11 protein-coding genes and 1 pseudogene are annotated in these 16,554 nt (G+C 71.7%); 4 read left to right on the top strand and 8 right to left on the bottom strand.

Annotated features, from left to right (window positions below; translation table 11 throughout):
• Positions 1–36 precede the first annotated feature (36 nt).
• A complete protein-coding gene (locus ACGH52_RS33330) occupies positions 37–2,379 on the top strand; it encodes a Tex family protein (protein WP_121703818.1) in 2,343 nt (780 codons plus the stop codon).
• Between the two features lie 142 nt (positions 2,380–2,521).
• Here the strand turns inward: ACGH52_RS33330 and ACGH52_RS33325 are convergent, their stop codons facing one another.
• Both ACGH52_RS33325 and ACGH52_RS33320 read right to left on the bottom strand, forming a co-directional pair.
• A complete protein-coding gene (locus tag ACGH52_RS33325; RefSeq protein WP_399944808.1) occupies positions 2,522–4,168 on the bottom strand; it encodes an ABC-F family ATP-binding cassette domain-containing protein in 1,647 nt (548 codons plus the stop codon).
• 35 nt (positions 4,169–4,203) lie between these two features.
• Entirely contained in the window at positions 4,204–5,250 is a 1,047-nt protein-coding gene (locus ACGH52_RS33320) for an oxidoreductase (RefSeq protein ID WP_399944806.1), read from the bottom strand.
• Positions 5,251–5,316: 66 nt separating this feature from the next.
• On the opposite strand from ACGH52_RS33320, the gene ACGH52_RS33315 reads away from it, so the two are divergent.
• Positions 5,317–6,267, top strand: coding sequence for an FAD-dependent oxidoreductase (locus tag ACGH52_RS33315; RefSeq protein WP_076977414.1), 951 nt, complete (start codon positions 5,317–5,319; stop codon positions 6,265–6,267).
• A gap of 33 nt (positions 6,268–6,300) precedes the next feature.
• On the opposite strand, the gene ACGH52_RS33310 is transcribed toward ACGH52_RS33315, so the two are convergent.
• The 3 genes from ACGH52_RS33310 to ACGH52_RS33300 all read right to left on the bottom strand — a co-directional run bounded on the left by ACGH52_RS33310 (position 6,301) and on the right by ACGH52_RS33300 (position 9,697).
• Positions 6,301–8,037 (bottom strand): BCCT family transporter, encoded by a 1,737-nt coding sequence (locus ACGH52_RS33310; RefSeq protein WP_059297173.1) that lies wholly within the window; start codon positions 8,035–8,037, stop codon positions 6,301–6,303.
• Between the two features lie 80 nt (positions 8,038–8,117).
• On the bottom strand, positions 8,118–9,416 hold the full coding sequence (locus ACGH52_RS33305) for a M14 family zinc carboxypeptidase (protein WP_399944803.1): 1,299 nt from the start codon (positions 9,414–9,416) through the stop codon (positions 8,118–8,120).
• Complete coding sequence (locus ACGH52_RS33300) at positions 9,413–9,697, bottom strand: hypothetical protein (protein ID WP_399944801.1); 285 nt, start codon at positions 9,695–9,697, stop codon at positions 9,413–9,415. The genes ACGH52_RS33305 and ACGH52_RS33300 overlap by 4 nt, the downstream gene beginning before the upstream one ends.
• Before the next feature lie 174 nt (positions 9,698–9,871).
• Between ACGH52_RS33300 and ACGH52_RS33295 the strand changes: the two genes are divergently transcribed.
• Positions 9,872–11,365, top strand: a complete 1,494-nt coding sequence (locus tag ACGH52_RS33295; protein WP_399944799.1) for a M1 family metallopeptidase — start codon at positions 9,872–9,874, stop codon at positions 11,363–11,365.
• Positions 11,366–11,387: 22 nt separating this feature from the next.
• Here ACGH52_RS33295 and ACGH52_RS33290 read toward each other — a convergent pair.
• Together ACGH52_RS33290 and ACGH52_RS33285 are read right to left on the bottom strand one after the other, a co-directional pair.
• Positions 11,388–11,864, bottom strand: a pseudogene (locus tag ACGH52_RS33290) (macro domain-containing protein); the annotation flags it as partial.
• A 41-nt stretch (positions 11,865–11,905) separates the two neighbouring features.
• Positions 11,906–13,372 (bottom strand): amino acid permease, encoded by a 1,467-nt coding sequence (locus ACGH52_RS33285; RefSeq protein WP_210974782.1) that lies wholly within the window; start codon positions 13,370–13,372, stop codon positions 11,906–11,908.
• Positions 13,373–13,616: 244 nt separating this feature from the next.
• Here ACGH52_RS33285 and ACGH52_RS33280 point away from each other — a divergent pair, with 244 nt between their 5' ends.
• A complete protein-coding gene (locus ACGH52_RS33280) occupies positions 13,617–14,339 on the top strand; it encodes a MerR family transcriptional regulator (protein ID WP_399944796.1) in 723 nt (240 codons plus the stop codon).
• Between the two features lie 6 nt (positions 14,340–14,345).
• Here ACGH52_RS33280 and ACGH52_RS33275 read toward each other — a convergent pair whose 3' ends face one another.
• The gene (locus ACGH52_RS33275) at positions 14,346–16,526 is read right to left on the bottom strand and encodes a 3-hydroxyacyl-CoA dehydrogenase NAD-binding domain-containing protein (RefSeq protein WP_121701069.1); all 2,181 of its coding nucleotides are present in this window, start codon (positions 16,524–16,526) and stop codon (positions 14,346–14,348) included.
• Between the last annotated feature and the right edge of the window lie 28 nt (positions 16,527–16,554).

The following is a 16,554-nucleotide window of genomic DNA, read 5'->3' as shown; positions in this document are numbered from 1 at the left end:
TGCCGCGCAACCTCAGTGAGAAGGCGGTACGGGATCGTGACGACACCCGACGTAGGGTCCATCGAAAGCAGGATCGCCGACGAGCTCGGCGTACGGGAGCGGCAGGTGAAGGCCGCGGTCGAGCTGCTCGACGGCGGCTCGACGGTGCCCTTCATCGCCCGCTACCGCAAGGAAGCGACCGAGATGCTCGACGACGCGCAGCTGCGCACGCTCGAGGAACGGCTGCGCTATCTGCGGGAGCTGGAGGAGCGGCGCTCGGCGATCCTCGACTCGGTGCGCGAGCAGGGCAAGCTCACGGAGGAGCTTCAGGCGCGCATCCGCGCGGCGGAGACCAAGGCGCGCCTGGAGGACATCTACCTGCCGTTCAAGCCGAAGCGGCGGACGAAGGCGCAGATCGCGCGTGAGGCGGGTCTGGAGCCGCTGGCCGAGGGCCTGCTCGCCGACGCGTCCGTGGACCCGCTCGCCGCGGCGGCCGCGTTCGTCGACGCCGACAAGGGCGTGGCCGATCCGCAGGCCGCGCTGGACGGGGCGCGGTCGATCCTCACGGAGAAGTTCTCGGAGGACGCCGACCTGATCGGCGAGCTGCGCGAGCGGATGTGGACGCGCGGGCGGCTCGCCGCCAAGGTCAAGGACGGCAAGGAGGAGGCCGGCGCCAAGTTCGCCGACTACTTCGACTTCGCCGAGCCGTTCACCGAGCTGCCCTCGCACCGGATCCTCGCGATGCTGCGCGGCGAGAAGGAAGACGTGCTCGACCTCGTCCTGGAGCCGGAGGAGCCCACCGAGGGCCCGTCGTCGTACGAGGCGATCGTCGCGAGCCGGTTCGGGATCGCCGACCGCGGCCGGCCGGGCGACAAGTGGCTGGTCGACACCGTCCGCTGGGCCTGGCGCACCCGCATCCTGGTCCACCTCGGCATCGACCTCAGGCTGCGGCTGCGCACCGCCGCGGAGGACGAGGCGGTCGACGTGTTCGCCGCCAACCTGCGCGACCTGCTGCTGGCCGCCCCGGCGGGCACCCGCGCGACGCTCGGCCTCGACCCCGGTTTCCGTACCGGCGTGAAGGTCGCCGTGGTCGACGCGACCGGCAAGGTGGTGGCCACGGACGTGATCCACCCGCACGTCCCCGCCAACCGGTGGGACGAGGCGATCGCCAAGCTCGCGCGGCTGGCGAAGGAGCACACGGTCGACCTGATCGCCATCGGCAACGGCACGGCGTCCCGCGAGACCGACAAGCTCGCCGGGGAACTCATCTCCAAGCACCCGGAGTTGCAGCTCACCAAGGTGATGGTGTCCGAGGCGGGTGCCTCCGTGTACTCGGCCTCCGCCTTCGCCTCCCAGGAACTGCCGGACATGGACGTCTCGCTGCGCGGCGCGGTGTCGATCGCCCGGCGGCTGCAGGACCCGCTGGCCGAGCTGGTGAAGATCGATCCGAAGTCGATCGGCGTCGGCCAGTACCAGCACGACCTGTCCGAGGTGAAGCTGTCCCGCTCGCTGGACGCGGTGGTCGAGGACTGTGTGAACGGCGTGGGGGTGGACGTCAACACCGCCTCCGCTCCCCTGCTCGCCCGGGTGTCCGGCATCACCTCCGGGCTCGCCGAGAACATCGTGGCGCACCGCGACGCCAACGGGCCGTTCAGGTCGCGGACCGCGCTGAAGAAGGTGTCGCGGCTCGGTCCCAAGGCGTACGAGCAGTGCGCGGGCTTCCTGCGGATCCGGGACGGCGAGGACCCGCTGGACGCGTCCAGCGTGCACCCCGAGGCGTACCCCGTGGTGCGGCGGATGGTGAAGACCGCCGGGCAGGACGTGACCGGGCTGATCGGCAACACGTCGGTGCTGCGGTCGCTGAGGCCGGACCAGTTCGTGGACGAGACGTTCGGTCTGCCGACGGTCACGGACATTTTGCGGGAGCTGGAGAAGCCGGGGCGCGACCCGCGGCCCGCCTTCAAGACGGCCACCTTCAAGGAGGGCGTGGAGAAGATCTCCGACCTGTCGTCCGGGATGGTGCTGGAGGGGGTGGTCACGAACGTGGCCGCGTTCGGGGCGTTCGTGGACGTCGGTGTGCATCAGGACGGGCTCGTGCACGTGTCCGCGATGTCGAGGACGTTCGTGAAGGACCCGCGGGACGTGGTGAAGTCCGGGGACATCGTGAAGGTGAAGGTGATGGACGTCGACATTCCGCGGAAGCGGATCTCGTTGACGCTGCGGTTGGACGACGAGGCTGCTCCGCAGGGGGAGCCCAAGAAGGAGCGGGGTGGGAAGCCGCCCCGGCAGAGGCAGCAGCGGCAGGGTGGTTCTGGGGGCGGTAAGGGTCGGCCTTCGTCGGCGCCTGCGCCGTCCAGCGGGGCGATGGCGGATGCGCTGCGGCGGGCCGGGTTGGCGTAGGCGCCCGGTGCTGGGCGGGTGGGTGCGCAGCCCGGCGTTGCGGGGTGCCGCTGCGCCCACCCGTGCCGCCTGGGGGTACCTCCCAGGCCGTTCAGGCACTGGGGGAGGCACGACTGCCCGCAGCTGCGGCGGAGGCACGCAGTTACGGGGCGGTCTCCGTCACCTTGCCGTTTGTTACCTCCAAGCGGCGGGTCACCCGTACCGCGTTGAGCATGCGGCGGTCGTGGGTGATCAGGAGGAGGGTGCCCTCGTAGGCGTCCAGGGCCGATTCGAGCTGTTCGATGGCCGGGAGGTCGAGGTGGTTGGTCGGCTCGTCCAGGACCAGGAGGTTGACGCCCTTGCCCTGGAGGAGGGCGAGGGCGGCCCGGGTGCGTTCGCCGGGTGAGAGGGTCGCCGCCGGGCGGACGACGTGGTCGGCCTTGAGGGCGAACTTGGCCAGGAGGGTGCGGATCTCCGCCGGGTCCATGTCCGGGACGGCCGCGCGGAAGGCGTCGAGCAGGATCTCGGGGCCGTGGAACAGCTTGCGGGCCTGATCGACCTCGCCGAGCAGGACCCCGGAGCCCAGCGCCGCGTGCCCGGCGTCCAGGGGGACGCGGCCGAGGAGGGTGCCGAGGAGCGTGGACTTGCCCGCGCCGTTGGCTCCGGTCACCGCCACCCGGTCCGCCCAGTCGATCTGGAGGGAGACCGGGCCGAGCACGAAGGCGCCGCGCCGGACCTCGGCGTCGCGCAGGGTGGCGACGACCGCGCCCGAGCGGGGCGCCGAGGCGATCTCCATGCGCAGGTCCCATTCCTTGCGCGGTTCCTCGACGACCTCGAGGCGTTCGATCATGCGCTGGGTCTGGCGGGCCTTGGCGGCCTGCTTCTCGCTGGCCTCGCTGCGGAACTTGCGGCCGATCTTGTCGTTGTCGTTGCCCGCTTTTCGCCGGGCGTTCTTGACGCCCTTGTCCATCCAGGCGCGCTGCGTCTGGGCCCGGTCCTGGAGGGAGGCCCGCTTGTCGGCGTACTCCTCGAACTCGTCGCGGGCGTGCCGGCGGGCCACCTCGCGTTCCTCCAGGTACGCCTCGTAGCCGCCGCCGTAGAGGTTGATCTGCCGCTGGGCGAGGTCGAGTTCGAGGACCTTGGTGACGGTGCGGGTGAGGAACTCGCGGTCGTGGCTGACGACGACGGTGCCGGCGCGCAGGCCGGTGACGAAGCGTTCGAGGCGCTCCAGGCCGTCCAGGTCGAGGTCGTTGGTCGGCTCGTCGAGGAGGAAGACGTCGTAGCGGGAGAGAAGGAGGGAGGCGAGCCCTGCGCGGGCCGCCTGGCCGCCGGACAGCGAGGTCATCGCCTGGTCCAGGTCGACCGTCAGGCCCAGGGTGTCCGCGGTCTCCTCCGCCCGGTCGTCGAGGTCGGCGCCGCCCAGGGCCAGCCAGCGCTCCAGGGCACTCGCGTAGGCGTCGTCCGCGCCGGGGGCGCCGTCGACCAGGGCCTGGGTGGCCTCGTCCATGGCGCGCTGGGCCTCGGTGACGCCGGTGCGGCGGGCCAGGAACTCCCGCACGCTCTCGCCGGGGCGGCGCTCCGGCTCCTGCGGGAGGTGACCGACGGTGGCCGTGGGCGGGGACAGGCGCAGCTCGCCCTCCTCCGGCGTGGTCAGCCCGGCGAGCATCCGCAGGAGGGTGGACTTGCCCGCGCCGTTGGCCCCGACGAGACCGATGACGTCGCCGGGTGCGACGACGAGGTCGAGCCCGGCGAACAGGGAGCGGTCGCCGTGGCCGGCGGCGAGGTTCTTGGCGACGAGGGTGGCAGTCATCAGACCGCCGATTTTAGCGCCGCTCCGGCGGCCGCTCAGCCGGGATTCCCCGGCCCCGTTCCGCCCCGCGTCACCGCCGTCACCAGCACGCTTCCCGGCGTCCGCGCCACCACGTAGGCCTCCCCCTTCACCGCGTCCGCGGCCAGGTCGACGCGGTGGCCGCCCGGTTCGAGTATGCCGTCGAAGACCTCGTGGACGTGGGTGCGGTGGAGGCGGTCGAGGCGGTAGGCGGTGAGGCGTACCCGGCAGGGCGAGGTCACCTCGACGTCGGCGGCCGCGGCGTTCGCCGTCAGGCGGGTCAGTCGGTGGCATTCGGCCGGGCCGCGGTCCAGGGCGTGTTCGATCTGGGCGACGAGCACCGGCACGATCGGTGCCAGGCCGTCGACGTGGGTCACGTCCACGCCGGCGTCCGCGAAGGCGCGGCGCACGGAGGCGCGCCGGTCCTCGGTGACCGTGCGGCCGAAGGCGACGGCGCCGTAGGTCCGCAGTTCGTCGGCCGGGACGTCGCGGGCGTCCTGGGTGATGTCGGCGCCGATGCCGATGGTGCGCAGCGCGGCGGCGAGCCGGGCGAGCAGGGCGGCCCGGGCGCCGATGAGCAGGACGCGGCGGCGGGGGTGCGGGGCGCCGTCGAGCAGGGTGGCGAGGGCCTCGCGGTACACGGCGCCGGGGAAGCGGTAGGGGCCGATGCCGTGGTAGCCGTTCAGCTCCAGGTCGGCGTGTTCGCCGGTCTGCCAGGCGAAGTCGCGCCAGACGAAGTCGTCGCCGTCCCGCAGGATCACGGCGGTCACCGCGCCGCAGGCCAGGTCCGCGCACTCGGGGCAGCCGTAGATGACGTACCGCCCGCCGGGCAGGGGCGCCTCGGCCTCCAGGAGAAGGCCGCGGACCTGGGCGGTGAAGATGGCGGGCGGTACGTCGGAGGCGAGCGGGGAGACCGCGTCGAGATCGGAGAGGCGGAACAGGAGGGGGCGTCCGTCGACGACGAAGTCCATGAAGTCGCGGTGGACCTGGAAGTCGCCGTCGGCGTGGACCCCGCCGGCGCGCGTCGCCGGGGCCAGACCGAAGGTCGCGTACTCGGCAGCCATGCGGTGAGTATTCCCGCGGCTGGGCCGCTTGGAGCACGGCGTCGGGGGTTCGGTTAACGTCGCGGGGTGGAAACCGAACTGGATGACGAGGTCGTCGTGGTCGGCGGCGGGGTGATCGGGCTGACGACGGCCGTCGTCCTCGCCGAGCGGGGCAGGCGGGTCCGGCTGTGGACCCGGGAGCCCGCGGAGCGGACCACCTCGGTGGTCGCGGGCGGGCTGTGGTGGCCGTACCGGATCGAGCCGGTCGCGCTGGCGCAGGCCTGGGCGCTGCGGTCCCTGGACGTGTACGAGGAGTTGGCGGCCCGGCCCGAGGAGACCGGCGTACGCATGGTCGAAGGGGTGCTCGGCGAGACGGGCCTGGACGAGGTGGACGGGTGGGCCGCGGCCCGGCTGCCCGGACTGCGTGCGGCGAGCGCCGCCGAGTACGCCGGTACGGGGCTGTGGGCCCGGCTGCCACTCATCGACATGTCGACTCATCTGCCGTGGCTGCGGGAGCGGCTGGTGGCCGCGGGCGGCACCGTGGAGGACCGTGCGGTGACCGACCTGGCCGAGGCGGACGCGCCGGTCGTGGTCAACTGCACCGGCCTGGGCGCCCGGGAGCTGGTGCCGGACCCGGCGGTGCGGCCGGTGCGCGGGCAACTGGTCGTCGTGGAGAACCCCGGCATCGGCGACTGGCTGGTCTCGGCCGACGCGGACTCCGGGGAGACTACGTACTTCCTTCCGCAGCCGGGGCGGCTCCTGCTGGGCGGGACGGCCGAGGAGGACGCCTGGTCGACCGAGCCGGACCCGGCGGTCGCGGAGGCCATCGTGCGACGGTGCGCGGCCCTGCGTCCCGAGATCGCCGGGGCGCGGGTGCTCGCGCACCTGGTGGGGCTGCGGCCCGCCCGGCACGCGGTCCGGCTGGAGCGCGGGACGCTGCCGGACGGGCGGCGGCTGGTGCACAACTACGGCCACGGTGGCGCGGGCGTCACCGTGGCCTGGGGCTGCGCCCAGGAGGCGGCCCGGCTCGCCTCCTGAGCGTCGGTGTCGCGGTCGGGCCGGCCCGCGGGCTCAGTCCCTGTGGTGCTTGCCGATCGGGTCGCCCTCCACGTCCGTGCCGGGGCCGGGGCCGATCCGGATCTCGAATTCGCCCTCGTACTGCTTGTGGCCCTCGATGACGGCCAGTTCGACCGCTTCGGAGGCCATCTCGCCGCGCACCATGAGCGGGTCGCGGCGCAGATCGCGCATGAGCGCGACGCACATGAAGATCATCACGATGACGAAGGGCGCCGCCGCGAGGATCGTGAGGTTCTGCAGACCGGTGAGCGCGTCCGCCTCGCCGCTGCCGATCAGCAGCATGATGGCCGCGACGGCGCCGGTCACCACACCCCAGACGACGACCACCCAGCGGCTGGGTTCGAGCGCGCCCTTCTGCGAGAGCGTGCCCATCACGATGGAGGCCGCGTCGGCGCCCGAGACGAAGAAGATGCCGACGAGGATCATCACCAGGAGGCTGCTGGCGGTGGCGATGGGGTACTCCTGGAGCACGCCGAAGAGCTGGCCCTCCGGGGTCGAGTCGTCGCCCAGCCGGTTCTGCTCCTGCAACCGCATCGCCGAGCCGCCGAAGATCGCGAACCAGATCAGACTGACCGTGCTGGGCACCAGGATGACACCGCCGATGAACTGACGGATCGTCCGGCCCCGGCTGATGCGGGCGATGAACATGCCGACGAAGGGCGTCCAGGAGATCCACCACGCCCAGTAGAAGACGGTCCAGCTGCCCAGCCAGTCCGCGACCTCCTTGCCGCCGCTGATCTCGGTGCGGCCGGCCATCTGGGGCAGCTCGCCGAGGTAGGCGAAGACCGAGGTCGGCAGCAGGTCGAGGATGAGGATGGTCGGACCCGCGATGAATACGAAGACGGCGAGCAGCAGGGCCAGCACCATGTTGGTGTTGGACAGCCACTGGATGCCCTTCTCGACGCCGGAGATCGCGGAGGCCACGAACGCCACCGTGAGCACCGCGATGATGCCGACGAGGAGTCCGGTGCTGACCTTGTCCATCCAGTCGAGCTTCTCCATGCCGGAGCCGATCTGCAGCGCGCCGAGGCCGAGCGAGGCCGCGGAGCCGAAGATCGTCGCGATGATGGCCAGGATGTCGATGACCCGGCCGCCGGCGCCGTTGGCGTGCTTCTCGCCGATGAGCGGGGTGAACACGGCGCTTATGGTCTGCCTGCGGCGCCTGCGGAAGGTGCTGTAGGCGATGCCGAGACCGACCACCGCGTAGATCGCCCACGGGTGGAGCGTCCAGTGGAACAGGGTGGTGGCCATGGCCGTGGCCATGCGGTCGCCGGAGTCGGCCGGGTCGGTGCCGGGCGGGGGCGTGGTGTAGTGCGCCAGCGGCTCGCTCACGCCGTAGAACATAAGGCCGATGCCCATGCCCGCGCTGAACATCATGGCGACCCAGGACACGGTCTTGAACTCGGGTTCCTCGCCCTCGGCGCCGAGGTGGATGCGGCCGTAGCGGCTGGCCGCCAGCCAGAGGGCGAAGACCACGAACCCGGAGGCGGCCAGCGTGAACGCCCAGCCGCCGTTGTGCAGCAGGCCACCGAGCATGCTGCTGGAGACGTCCTCCAGCGAGTCGGTGGCGGCCGCGCCCCAGACGACGAACGCCAGGGTGAGGACGGCCGTGACGCCGAAGACGACTCGGTCGGTCCGGGGCCGGTGCTCCTGCCCCGGCAGGCCCGCTTCCGAACCCGGAAGCGTGCCTCTTTCGTGCTCTTCCTTGTCGCTTGGTCGGTCCTGCGTCACAGGCGGCACCTTTCACGTCGATCAGGCCGAAAATACTCCTCCGCTACGCCCTTACCACGTAAGACGCGGAACTCACCTCCTCAGCAGCGGGTGTCCGGTTCGCCCGCCGTCACGTGGTACGTCGCGCGTTCGTCCAGGAGCAGCGGCACCAGGGCACGCTGTGACTGGCGCAGCGGTACGTAGGCGCCCTTCTCCCCGGTCGGACGCACTCGTACACCGTGCAGCGCGAGTTCGTCCGCGACGTCCCGGTACTGGTCGGGGGTGAGCCGGTAGCCGCAGGGCGGGTCCTGGATCACCTCGGTGTCCTCGGCCGGGTCGTTGTCCGCGCCGCCCAGGTACACGGGTCCGGAATCGGCCAGGCCCGCCCGGCGGGCGGCGTCCGTGGCCGCCTCGACGTGTCCGCGCCGCCGGTCCGCGAAGCGGAACAGGCCGTCCAGGGCGGCGAGCTGGGAGTCCACCCGGCGCCGGTGGTTTAGGGCCGGGTCCTCGCGCTCGGCGTCCGTGAGGGCGTCGACGCGGCTCTCGATGAGCAGGCCGACGGTGTGTTTGACGCCGGACATGTTGCGCAGGATGCGTTCCTGGCCGTCACCGGCGGTCTGTTCGACGGGGTCGCCGGTCTCGGGGTCGGTCCAGATGCCGTACGTGCCCGTCGAGTACCCGGCGTGCTCGGCGGCGGGGCGGACGTACCCGCCGGAGAGGGTGCGGGCCTCGTCGTGGACCGGTGCGGCGGTGTTGAGGTTGCGGGGCCAGAGGTCGAAGAGGTCCTTGTCGTAGTACGGGGGCGTGGCGCCGTACTCGTGCAGGTCGTAGATGACGTCGGGGCGCTGGTCGCGGACGACGGCGGCCAGGGCGCGGGCCTCGGCCGTCGCCAGGGCCAGGTGGTCGCGGTTGACGTCGACGCCGTCGCTGTTGCCGCGGGTGTCGGCGGCCCGGCCGTCGGGGTTGGCGGTGGGCACGACCAGCACGGTGGTGCGGTCCAGGAAGCGCCGGGTCGCGCGGTCGGTGGCGTGGGCGAGGTCCCGCACGGTGGTCAGGCAGGCCTCGCGGCCGGAGGGTTCGTCGCCGTGCTGGCTGCACACGAGGAGCACCTTGTTCGCGGCGGAGCGCCTGCCGATGGTGACGAGCTGGAGCGGACGGTTCTGCTTCGTGGTGCCGATGCGGTCGAGGGTGACCCGGCCGCTCGCCCGGTCGGCGGCGGCCAACAGGGCCTGTTCCTCCGGCTGGGTGGTCCAGCGGGCGCCGTTCGTCCGCTCGAACCCGGTGCGGGGCGGGTGGTGTGCGGCGTCGTCGGCGTGGGCGGGTGCGGTGAGGAGGGACGGGGCGAGGAGGGACGCGGCGAGGGCCGCGGTGGTCGCGGTGAGGGTGCGCAGGCGGTTCATCGGCCTCCCTTCGGGACGCGGTGCGTGGGGTGCGGCGCGGTCAGGCCACGGGGTGGCGCGGGTGCCGCCGCGGCGGTCCTCGTACCGGCGGTTGCCCTGGTGAGCGCGGCGGTGCCGCCGACGAACGGTACGCGGGCCGGCGTGCGGGAGAGGTCCATGGCGCCTGTCGGCGTGTCGGCGGAAGGGCCGTCGAGGCCCTTGTCGTCGCGCGGGGCGCACGGGTGGGCCGGGGCCGCCGTCGCGAGCGGTCTCCGGAGGGTGAGGCGCATGCGTATCGGCATGCGCGGACGGTACATCGGTCGCCTCCCGCGCATAAGGGGGCCGGGGGTGGCTCATGGCGGCCGGATGGCGATCGTGTGACAGGAGTGGCCGTGGACATGACGGTGCACACGGGGGCTGAATAGGCTTCGAACGGATTCCGAACAGATCTCGTGTTCCTACGACTTGGAGCTTTCGTGCACCGCAGATTCATCGTGCCGGGCGCACTGGGCGCCGCCTCCCTCATGCTGGCGATCCCGGCGTCGGCGGCGGCCCACTCCCCCGGCGCTCCGGGCATCGGCGACCCCTACTACCCGGCCTACGGCAACGGCGGATACGACGTCTCGCACTACGACCTGCGCCTGAAGTACCAGCCGGCCACGGACCGGCTGGAGGGGACGGCGACGATCCTGGCCCGCACCACCGCGGACCTGTCGCGGTTCAACCTGGACTTCCTGCTGGACGTCGGCGAGGTGCGGGTGAACGGCGCGAAGGCGTCGTTCACGACCTCGGGCGAGCACGAGCTGGAGATCACGCCGAAGCGGCCGCTCGACAAGGGCACGCCCGTCACCGTGGTCGTCCGCTACAGCGGAGTGCCGTCCTCGAAGCAGGCGTACGGCTTCACCAGTTGGCACCGCACCCCGGACGGCGGGGTCGCCGCGAACGAGCCGGAAGCGGCGGCGTGGTGGTTCCCGAGCAACGACCACCCGCTCGACAAGGCCACCTACGACGTGTCGGTGCAGGTGCCGGACGGCACCCAGGCGATCTCCAACGGCACGCTCCAGTCGACGAGTTCGCGGCTCGGCTGGACGCGTTGGAACTGGCGCTCGGACCGGCCGCAGGCCACGTACCTCGCCACGCTGGCGGTCGGGAGGTTCGACCTCACCACCGGCACCACCGAGGGTGGCATCCCGGTCGTCAACGCCTACAGCAGGGACCTGGGCGCGAACGACGGCGCGGCGCGGGCCAGCGTGGAGCGGACCGGGGAGGTCGCCGACTGGCTGAGCGACTACTTCGGGCCGTATCCGTTCAACGCGCTCGGCGGCTACGTCCCGAACACCGACACCGGGTACGCCCTGGAGACGCAGACCCGGCCGTTCTACAGCCCGCGGCAGTTCGCGAACGGGTCGAACGTCTCGGTCGTCGTGCATGAACTGGCCCACCAGTGGTACGGCGACCTGGTCTCGGTGCGCGGCTGGAAGGACATCTGGATCAACGAGGGCTTCGCGCGGTACGCCCAGTGGCTGTGGTCCGAGCACGAGGGCGAGGGCACGGCGCAGGAACTGGCCGACTACACGTACGCCTCGCACCCGGCCGACGACGCGTTCTGGACGGTGAAGCCCGGTGACCCGGGTCCGGAGAACCAGTTCGGCGGCGCCGTCTACGACCGGGGCGCGCTGGCCCTCCAGGCGCTGCGGAACGAGATCGGGGACGAGGACTTCTTCGCGATCCTGAAGGGGTGGCCCGCGAAGTACGCCCACGGCAACGCGTCCGTCGCCGACTTCCAGCGGTACGCCGAGGAGGTCTCGGGCGAGCCGCTGGCCGCGCTGTTCGACACCTGGCTGTTCCAGCCGTCGAAGCCGGACGCCCCGGCGGCCCGCGCGCGGTCGCTCACGACGGCCTCCGAGACGCCCGCACAGCCCCGCTCCTGGCGGAAGATCGCGGCGACGAACGACGTGCACGAGCACTGAGTCGCGGACCGTCCTGGGCGGTGTCCCCGTGGTCGTAGACGGTCACGGGGATGCCGCGCCGGGCGAGGCGGTCGGATATGAGCGGCTCCACGCGCGACCACTTGCCGCCGGCCAGGCCGCAGCCGATGCGGGGCATGTGCACGGACGCGCCCAGCTCGGCCGCCTTGTCGGCGAGGCCGCCGAGCGCGGTGCCGATGGCCTCGTAGCGCACGGGGACGCCCTTGCTGCCGGTTCTCGTGCCGCGCTGGCCGATCATGTTGGCCACCCACACGTACGGCTCGACCTGGACGAACTGGACCGCTCCGAGGCCGAAGTCGTTGGACGCGCGGTCGCGGTGCCAGGCGCGGTACGCCGCCTCCGGCTCGGGCCAGCGGCGGGAGACGGCCAGGACGAAGCCCTTGCCCCAGCCGCCGAGGTCGTTGCAGACGTGGGCGATCACCTTGACGCCCTTGACCGAAGGCGCGGTGGCGTCACCCCGGACATAGCTGATCTCCGACATGACGCCACCGTAGAGGCTGCCACTGACAGTGGCCCCGGGCGCTACTTCTTCGGCGGCGGCAGCTCCTGCCCGGCCTGCTGCGCGACCCGGCGACGGACGCCGAACCAGCCGGCCACCAGCATCACCGCGATCACGGGGACCAGCAGCACGGTCTTGCGGCCGACCTCCTCGTCGTTCCACATCAGGCCGATGACCGCCAGCAGGAAGGCGATCGTGACGATCTCCGTGACGGGGCTGCCGGGCAGCCGGAAGCTCGGCCGTTCGACCAGGCCCGCGCGCGCCCGGCGGACGAACACCAGGTGGCAGACCATGATGATCACCCACGTGCTGATGATGCCCAGGGAGGCGACGTTCAGCACGATCTCGAAGGCCTTGCTCGGCACCAGGTAGTTCAGTCCGACACCGAGGACGCACACCGCGCAGGTCAGCAGGATGCCGCCGTAGGGGACCTGGCTGCGGCTCATCACGCCGGTGAACCGGGGTGCGGAGCCCGCCATCGCCATGGAGCGCAGGATGCGGCCGGTGGAGTACAGGCCGGAGTTCAGCGACGACATCGCGGCGGTGAGGACGACGAGGTTCATCACGTCACCGGCGGCCGGCACACCGATCCCCGACAGCACGGTGACGAAGGGGCTCTCGTCGCCCGAGTAGAGCGAACTCGGCAGCAGCAGGGCCAGGAGCACGACCGAGCCGACGTAGAACAGGGCCACCCGCCACATGATCGAGTTCACCGCGCGGGGGACGATCTTGTGCGGCTCGGCGGTCTCGCCGGCGGCGACGCCGACCAGTTCCAGGGCCGCGTAGGAGAAGATCACGCCCTGCATGACGAGGACGACGGGCATCACACCGTGCGGGACGATGCCGCCGTGGTCGGTGATCATGCCCACGCCCGGGGTCTGCCCGCTCACCTCGTGCTGGGTGGCGAGCAGGAAGATGCCGATCAGCATGAAGCCGACGAGGGTGGCGACCTTGACGATCGCGAACCAGAACTCCATCTCGCCGAAGATCTTCACCGAGATGAGGTTCACGGCCAGGACCACCGCGAGGGCGACCAGCGCGAGCACCCATTGGGGGATGCTCGTGAACATGCTCCAGTAGTGCGTGTACAGCGCGATCGCGGTGATGTCGGCTATGCCGGTCGTCGACCAGTTCAGGAAGTACATCCAACCGGCGACGTAGGCGCCCTTCTCGCCGAGGAACTCGCGCGCGTACGACACGAAGGAGCCGGACGAGGGCCGGTAGAGCACCAGCTCACCGAGTGCCTTGACGACGAAGAAGGCGAAGACGCCGGCGACGAGGTAGGCGATCGCGAGCGCCGGTCCGGCGTCGCGCAGACGCCCTCCGGCACCGAGGAAGAGGCCGGTGCCGATCGCGCCGCCGATGGCGATCATGTTGACGTGGCGGGCCTTGAGGTCCTTGCTGTAGCCGGCGTCGCCCGCGTCCGCGGGTCGTTCGGCCGCCTGGGGGTGGTCGGCGGCCTGTGCCGTGGCGACGGCGTCCTTGCTCACGGGTGGTTCCACTCTCTGGTGCGCCCGGGCGGAAAGGCGCCCGGGTCGTCCGTACAGTGACAAGGCCCGCACCACCCTCGCGGCACAGACCAAGGCAGCACCTTCCCACGACGCTGCGTAGACATGCGGTGTCTCATGTCACACAGCGTGACTTCTCACATGATCAACCGAGGGTCTCCACCTGGTGCACAAGAGATGTCACGAGAGGTGTCACAGCATTGGTGAGACAGCGATACTGCTGCGCATGACGACGAGCGACACCGAGGCGGCCGACGCCGGGGGGCAGACCCTCACGATCGACGAGCTGGCCGCGCGGGCCGGCGTCACCGTGCGCACGGTCCGCTTCTACGGCACCAAGGGGCTGCTGCCGCCGCCGGTGATCGGCCCGCGCCGGGTGGGGCGCTACGACGGGGAGCACCTGGCCCGGCTGGCGCTGATCGAGGAGCTGCAGCACCAGGGCATGACGCTGGCCGCGATCGAGCGGTATCTGGGGCAGCTGCCGTCGGACCTGAGCGCGCACGACTTGGCGCTGCACCGCGCGGTGGTGGCTTCCTGGGCGCCGGAGACGGTGGAGCGGGTCAGCCGCGACGAGCTGGCCAGGCGGGCGGGGCGGCCGCTCACCGACGAGGAGGTGGACCGGCTGGGGGCGATGGACGTCGCGGTGCCCGACGGCGACGGATACCGCGTCGACGCCGGGCTGCTCCGGCTCGGCGTCGAGCTGCTCGACGTGCCCTTCTCCCCCGAGACGGTCCTCGCCGCCCGAACCGCCCTCCTGGAGCACTCCCGCGCCGCCGCGCGCGACCTGTCGCGGCTGCTGCGCGACGCGGTCGCCGAACGCGACGCGCCGGACGTGCGGTCCCTGTCCGCGCACATGCACCCGCTGGTGGTGCAGGCGCTGCTCACCACGTTCCAGCGGTCGCTGCGCGAGGAGCTGCGGGAGTGGCTCGACAAGGAGGCCGGTGAATGATCCGGCTCAGCGGCCGTCCGTGAAGACCTCGCCCTTCTCCGCCTTCTCCACCAGCAGGGCGGGCGGGGTGAAGCGCTCTCCGTAGCGGTCGGCCAGCTCGCGCGCGCGGGCGACGAAGCCCGGGAGGCCTCCCTCGTAGCCGTTGATGTACTGGAGGACGCCGCCGGTCCAACCGGGGAAGCCGATGCCGAAGATCGAGCCGATGTTGGCGTCGGCGACGGAGGTCAGGACGCCCTCCTCCAGGAGCTTGACGGTGTCCAGCGCCTCCGAGAAGAGCATGCGCTCCTGCATGTCGGCGAACGGGATCTCGTACCCGGGCTTCGTGAAGTGCTCGCGCAGACCCGGCCAGAGACCGGCCCGCCTGCCGTCGTCGCCGTACTCGTAGAACCCGGCGCCGCCGGAACGCCCGGGGCGCTCGAACTCGTCGACCATGCGGTCGATGACCGCCTCGGCGGGGTGCGCGGTCCAGGTGCCGCCCGCCTCCTCCACGGCGCGCCTGGTCTCGGTGCGGATCTTCCGCGGGAGGGTCAGGGTCAGCTCGTCCATCAGGGACAGCACCTTGGCCGGGTAGCCGGCCTGGGCCGCCGCCTGCTCGACGGAGGCGGGCTCGATGCCCTCGCCGACCATCGCGACGCCCTCGTTGATGAAGTGGCCGATGACCCGGGAGGTGAAGAAGCCCCGCGAGTCGTTGACCACGATCGGCGTCTTGCTGATCTGCCGGACCAGGTCGAACGCCCGCGCCAGCGCCTCGTCCCCGGTCCGCTCCCCCTTGATGATCTCCACCAGCGGCATCTTGTCCACCGGCGAGAAGAAGTGCAGCCCGATGAAGTCGGCCTGCCGCTCGACGCCCTCGGCCAGCGCCGTGATCGGCAGCGTCGACGTGTTGGAGCACAGCAGGGCGTCGGGGGCGACGACGTGCTCGATCTCCTGGAACACCTTGTGCTTGAGCGAGGTGTCCTCGAAGACCGCCTCGATCACCGCGTCGCAGCCCGCCAGGTCGGCCGCCTCGGCCGTCGGCGTGATCCGGGCCAGCAGCGCGTCCGCCTTCTCCTGGCTCGTACGGCCCTTCGCGACGGCCTTGGCGCACAGCTTCTCCGAGTACGCCTTCCCCTTGAGGGCCGATTCCAGGGAGACGTCCTTCAGCACCACCTCGATGCCCGCGCGGGCGCACGAGTAGGCGATGCCCGCGCCCATCATCCCCGCGCCCAGCACGGCGACCTTGGTGACCTTCCGGGACTCGACGCCCTTCGGGCGGTTGGCGCCCGAGTTGACCGCCTGGAGGTCGAAGAAGAACGCCTGGATCATGTTCTTCGAGGTCTGCCCGGCGGCCAGCTCGACGAAGTAGCGGGCCTCGATGACCTGGGCGGTCTCGAAGTCGACCTGGGAGCCCTCGACGGCGGCGGCCATGATGTTGCGCGGCGCCGGGTAGGGGGCGCCGTTCGTCTGCTTGCGCAGGTTGGCCGGGAAGGCGGGCAGGTTGGCCGCGAACTTGGGGTGGGACGGGGTGCCGCCGGGGATGCGGTAGCCGGGCCGGTCCCAGGGCTGGGCGGACTCCGGGTGGGCGTCGATGAAGGCGCGGGCCTTGGCGAGCATGTCCTCGCGGCTGTCCGCGACCTCGTCGACCAGGCCGTTCTCCCGGGCGCGGCGCGGGTTGTACTGGGTGCCCTGGAGGAGGACCTTGAGCAGGGCGTCGGTGATGCCGAGCATGCGCACGGTGCGGACGACGCCGCCGCCTCCGGGGAGCAGACCGAGGGTCACCTCGGGGCAGCCGATCTTGGAGCCGGGGGCGTCGAGGGCGACGCGGTGGTGGCAGGCCAGCGCGATCTCGTAACCGCCGCCGAGGGCCGCGCCGTTCATGGCGGCGACGACGGGCTTGCCGAGGGTCTCGATGCGGCGCAGGTTGCGCTTGATGGCCATGCCGCCGTCGAAGAGGTCCTGGGCGGTCTCCGGGGTGACCCGGATGAGGTCGCGCAGGTCGCCGCCCGCGAAGAAGGTCTTCTTGGCGGAGGTGACGATGACGCCGCGGATCGAGTCCTTCTCGGCCTCCAGGCGGTCGGTGACCGCCGCCAGGGAGTCGCGGAACGCCTGGTTCATGGTGTTCGCGGACTGGTCGGGGTCGTCGAGGACGAGGGTGACGACGCCGGTGTCGTCCTGTTCCCAGCGGATGGTGGTGGGCTCGGTGCTCATGAGGGTGTGCTCCAGGTGGTCCGTCGTG

The sequence above is a fragment of the Streptomyces sp. BBFR25 genome (assembly GCF_044590125.1).
GTDB lineage: Bacteria > Actinomycetota > Actinomycetes > Streptomycetales > Streptomycetaceae > Streptomyces > Streptomyces canus_D.
The sequence above is the reverse complement of the archived record's forward strand: the minus strand, read 5'-3'. Positions and strand labels throughout refer to the sequence as shown.